This is a genomic window from Cupriavidus sp. HMR-1 (assembly GCF_000319775.1).
Lineage (GTDB): Bacteria > Pseudomonadota > Gammaproteobacteria > Burkholderiales > Burkholderiaceae > Cupriavidus > Cupriavidus metallidurans.
The window spans coordinates 1-4,138 of record NZ_ANKP01000257.1; the positions used below are offsets into that span (position 1 = coordinate 1).

Here is a 4,138-nt window from a genome sequence, read left to right on the forward strand (position 1 = left end):
CCCGCCACAGGCGGATGCTCCGCGATCCGCAGTAGGCGCAGGTGACGCCGTGTGTTGTCTGACACTCCGGATGCGCCTGTAGATAGTCTGCCAACTTCGGATGCTTCCGACTGGGTAGCAGGATCAAAGCGACAAGGCCAATCAACGACGTGCAGAAGCAGATCGCTGCCCAGAGAAAGCGATTGCGCCCTACGCGAGGCGCTAGAAAGAAGGCCAGTACGGCCGGAAGCCAAAGCGCAATATACATACAGTTATTTCCTCCTCTTTCGGGAATCGGCATGCGGGCCACCGAGCGCGCCGCTGCAGTTGGGGCAGGAAAAATTGTGGCTGAGCTCGATGCGCGGGGCCGTGTTGGCAATGAGATACGGGGTCCTGCACACGCGACAAGGCGCCAATTCTAGCGTGGCCTCTGTCGAGATGATTCGGCAGATGTGGCAAGCCCGGTCCGCCGATATTTTCGATATCGTGCCGAATATCTTCTCGAATAGGTCGTATGCGGCGATTAACGCCTCTGGAACGTTGGCGCCGAAAGCCTGGGCCATCCTGTAAAACGACACCATTGCCGTGGCTTGTAGGCGGTGCGTTGCATGTTCGAAGTACCAGGCGGTAGACGATGGGAGCTGGCCGGACGGCGAGGATTCGCCGTGGATTTGCTGGAACTGGTTTCGGGTGTATGTACCGCTCATCCCAAGCAGCGACGCTACGATGGACGCGCGGAATTTTTGACGAATCATCAGATCCGAGTAGACGCGTTTCGCAACCGGCTCCAATGTAAGGCGAGTCCAACTATGCTTGCCAGAGAGCTTGTCCGCACGCATTGGCGTTGTCGCGATGAAATGGTGCGCAAGAGTGTCTGGCATGATCCGGTCCGTATCGAAATCGATCCAGAACGGCTTGCTTGGAAGGCGCCATTTGAAAATCGGAAAGTCGATGCGAGCAATTGCACGGTCAAGCACGTGCTGAGGCAGTGATCGGAGATACTCTGCGAGGTCCCTGCTCAGACCCAGAAGCGGCGCGGCCAGGATGCTGACATGGAGCAGTTCTGCCAGCAGCCAGATGTAGTGGCGGTTGTTATAGAAGAGGCGTAGCTTGTCGTCAGTGTCCCACGCCGGCATGTTGGAGCGCAGCTCGTCGATAGCCAGCGTGGTCGTTGTGTTCTCTGCCAGACAGCGCCAGTCTTGGACATCGGTGAGCGTTGGAGTGACGACGAGGAAGGGTGTCCCCATCAGCTCGCGCTGTGTCACCTCGGCCTGACGAACACGCTCCACATTATCGTGCCCGATCTGAAGCGTCGCCTCGAGCTCGGGGTGGTGCGAGAGAATTTCAGCCAAGTGATCGGTCAAGTGATAGTTGGCCGAGCGGATTCGGTCTCGGGTCATCCGCGAAAGCAACAGTCGTTCGAAGTCCGCGGTCGGAGAATGGGGTCGCATAATATCTTTTCCTCTTATACGGACTTCAGAGCTGCGCGAATGTCTGCCTGGAGGCGGACGACAATGCTGTCAAGTACGCTCAACGTCGGGCGGTACTTTTCGACTTCGCCGTCAAGCTGAACCGCCAATTGGGCGCTCGCGAATGTCGAAACAAGCGACTCGAACATTTGCACGAGCTTCTGCAGCGACTCACTCGCGCGGGTGCGGCGGTCCAGCGCGTCCTGGTTTTCGGCGATTTCATGGCCAATGGCGTCGCGCTTGCTCTGAAGATCGGTCAGTTCTGATTGGGCCGCCGCTAGTTGCTCATTTTTGGCAGCGAGTGCTTCTTCGAGCGAAGCGTATCCCGGAGGCAAGATCTCGATGGGAACGGTCTCGGGGCGAGTATGGGATTTGGAGTAGGCGATGCGAGACTGAAGTTCTTGCTTCTCCTGTTCAAGATCGTGGATCTGCATTTGCAGTCGGCTGAATGTTGCGTTTTGACGTGTCAGTTCTTCGCGCGCTGCGCTCAGAGCGGTGCTGTTCGCATCGGACGCTGCCGTCAGCCTAGCAATTTCCGAGTTCAGTTTGCGGATCTCGAAGTCTTTCTCCGTGTTCTCTGCGACCGTGCTGGCGAGTTCGCCGGTAGCGATGTCGAGCCTGTTCTGTACTTCTGATAGGTCGTCCTGTTGGCGCCGCAGCTTATCCACGAACTTCCGGATGTTGTCTCGGTGGTAGCTAGGGTCCGTCTCTTTGTACTCGATGACGGCGTCAATCTCATCGTCCGTGTAGTCGTTTCGGCGAAGGATCATAAGCTCGCCAACATTCAGTTTCGACAGCGCACCATTGTGGCTCAGGAAGCGTCGATAGAGATTCAGGTATAGCTCTGCCTTGCTTCTCGATAGATCGAGGTTGTGCTCTGCGATATGGAAGAAGAGATCCCAGCCGCGAGAGCGGGCGGCTCTCGAATCGCCGTAATGGCTGATGGCGATCTCGGTGGCTGAATCGTGAATCTGCTGAAGGTCCGCGCCCATATCCAGGATTAGGCGCTTGATCTTGTCAGTGGTGCGTTGGATGTTCCGGATGCATTCCAGCAAGCGGCTCAGCATATCGTCGCTGACTGGGATGTCGCCGAAGGCCTGCCGTAGTGCAACGGCGTAGCGTGCCGTGTCCTGGTTACCCGAGAAGTTGACGATGTCGGCCTGCGGCTCGACCTGAGTTTTTTTATCTTTTCCTTGAGGCATTTCGACTCTCTGTTGATGTCCCGACAAACAGCGTATCGGTCTGAACGCAATGTCAAGCTCACGTGAAGGTTACGAAAGCGAGTGGGCGCTCAGATCGGAGAAAGCTCGCTTTTTCAATGCGGCTTTTCCGGACGACGGTAGAAAGCTGTTTGCCTAACAGGCTGCTGAAGTACTAGCCGCATAAAAGCGAAGCTTCCCTCTGCAAGGCTGATGGGCTCGCTATTTTTCACAATCCGGAAGCTGATCGTCACTTCACCGACTTTTTCGTTGATTTGGCGACCGTTTCCGGCCTCATTGCCGCGATTACTGCAACTGCGGACGGATTTGTCCCAGCGAACGCATGCGCACGAGGTTGTAGGCGGCCATGCTCAGCACAAACATTTGATCGACCTTCTTTAGTCCGCGCACCATCACCTGGCGCATGCGCCCAACGGTCTTGGCCCATCCAAAGCCTTGTTCAATCAGCTTGCGCTTCTGCTGTGAGATGGCATAACCCTTGGTGCCTGCAATGGCGTCGGGAACGGCCGAGCGGCGGCCAGAGGTGTTTTGTGCGACGTGCGGCGTCACCTTCAACTCCAGGCAGGCTTGAATGAACTCGTGCGCGTCGTAGCCCTTGTCCGCACCCACGGTGACTTCCACATTCAGGTCCTCAATCACCTGCCTGGCATCGTTGAGCATGACCTTCGCGGCCTCGCGCTCGGCGTGTCCGTCCGCATTGGTCACCATGGCGCTCACCACCAGGCCGTGGCGGTTGTCGCTCAGGGTATGACCCATGTAACGCAGTTCACTGGCGGTTTTGCCCTTGCGGTACAGCTTGGCATCGGGATCGGTTTTGGACTCGTGCGTCTCGTTGCTGCGCTTTTCACCCTTGAAGTCAGCACCGTCGTTATCGTCTTGGTCGTCGCCATCCTTGCGTACAAAGCTCTTGTGGCCAGCCCACGCCTTAATCAACGTGCCGTCGACGCTGAAGTGCTCGCCCGACAGCCAGTCCTTCTTCTGCGCGATGGCCAGCACTTCGTTGAAGAAGTCGATCACAGCATCGTGCTTGATCAGCCGTTCCCGGTTCTTGCTGAAGACGCTGGGCACCCAGACCACATCATCCATCGCCAGGCCAATGAACCAGCGAAACAGCAAGTTGTAGTGCGTCTGTTCCATGAGCTGGCGCTCCGACCGGACGCTGTAGAGCACCTGCAGCAGCATGGCCCGCAGCAACTTCTCCGGCGCGATGCTGGGCCGGCCACCCTTGATATCGGCCTCGTACATTTGCGCGAACAGCCGATCCATCTTCGCCAGCGCCTGGTTCGCCATGGTGCGGATCGCGCGCAGGGGGTGGGACTTCGGCACGAAATCTTCCAGCCGCCGCATGGTGAACAAACTTTCGGTGCAGGTGTCAGCGCCGCGCATGAACGTGGGATTGTATGGAGTCCTCAGATTAACGATTCAGCAAGTCGTCGCGCTGACGTTCGCTGCCGGTATTTCAGCAGCCTG

At 57.4% G+C, this 4,138-nt stretch carries 5 protein-coding genes; 1 reads left to right on the forward strand and 4 read right to left on the reverse strand.

Features of this window, described 5'->3' with window-relative positions; all coding sequences use genetic code 11:
* The 4 genes from D769_RS32570 to D769_RS28145 all read right to left on the reverse strand — a co-directional run.
* Nucleotides 1-247, reverse strand: a 247-nt coding sequence (locus D769_RS32570) for a hypothetical protein (RefSeq protein ID WP_008651816.1), incomplete at its 3' end; no start/stop codon positions are given.
* A 4-nt stretch (nucleotides 248-251) separates the two neighbouring features.
* The gene (locus D769_RS28135; RefSeq protein WP_008651817.1) at nucleotides 252-1,430 is read right to left on the reverse strand and encodes a FlhC family transcriptional regulator; all 1,179 of its coding nucleotides are present in this window, start codon (nucleotides 1,428-1,430) and stop codon (nucleotides 252-254) included.
* 14 nt (nucleotides 1,431-1,444) lie between these two features.
* Nucleotides 1,445-2,650 carry a hypothetical protein gene (locus D769_RS28140; RefSeq protein WP_008651818.1) on the reverse strand — a complete coding sequence of 402 codons (1,206 nt, stop codon included), beginning with the start codon at nucleotides 2,648-2,650 and terminating at the stop codon, nucleotides 1,445-1,447.
* A 303-nt stretch (nucleotides 2,651-2,953) separates the two neighbouring features.
* Entirely contained in the window at nucleotides 2,954-3,967 is a 1,014-nt protein-coding gene (locus tag D769_RS28145) for an IS5 family transposase (RefSeq protein WP_234707220.1), read from the reverse strand.
* Here D769_RS28145 and D769_RS32835 point away from each other — a divergent pair.
* Nucleotides 3,849-4,138 (forward strand): hypothetical protein (locus tag D769_RS32835; RefSeq protein ID WP_241227916.1); only part of this gene is annotated, 290 nt, incomplete at its 3' end. The genes D769_RS28145 and D769_RS32835 overlap by 119 nt on opposite strands.

Excerpts from the sequence above, each read along its gene's own strand:
- D769_RS28135 (WP_008651817.1), bottom strand. The coding sequence starts at position 1,430 with ATGCGACCCCATTCTCCGACCGCGGACTTCGAACGACTGTTGCTTTCG.
- D769_RS28140 (WP_008651818.1), bottom strand. The coding sequence starts at position 2,650 with ATGCCTCAAGGAAAAGATAAAAAAACTCAGGTCGAGCCGCAGGCCGAC.